This window comes from Vibrio neptunius, from assembly GCF_000967495.1.
Classification (GTDB): Bacteria; Pseudomonadota; Gammaproteobacteria; order Enterobacterales; family Vibrionaceae; genus Vibrio; species Vibrio neptunius.
The window spans coordinates 1-229 of record NZ_JXXU01000130.1 but is presented as its reverse complement, the minus strand read 5'-3'; the positions used below and the strand labels follow the sequence as shown (position 1 = coordinate 229).

At 45.0% G+C, this 229-nt stretch carries 1 protein-coding gene; it reads right to left on the bottom strand.

Going from position 1 to position 229, the window contains the following annotated elements:
• A partial coding sequence (locus tag TW84_RS23335) for a GAD-like domain-containing protein (protein WP_275041689.1) occupies positions 1-210 on the bottom strand: 210 nt, incomplete at its 3' end.
• Positions 211-229 lie beyond the last annotated feature (19 nt).

Genomic DNA, 229 nt, shown 5'->3' with positions numbered 1-229 from the left:
GAAGCACTCAAGCACATCTTCAAACTCGGCGGGATTAGTGATCCAAAATAGGCCATCCTTAAAGCCAGAGAATCCGACCATTTGCCAATACTTCAATAACTGGTCAGGAAGTATGCCCCGATAAGCTTCAATGTGTTGGTCTGTGGCCTGAACATACGTGGTGGGCTCGCCAAATTCTTCCAAAAACATTTCAAAATCTTCGTCAGGCACTGCATTTTCCTCGTTTCAT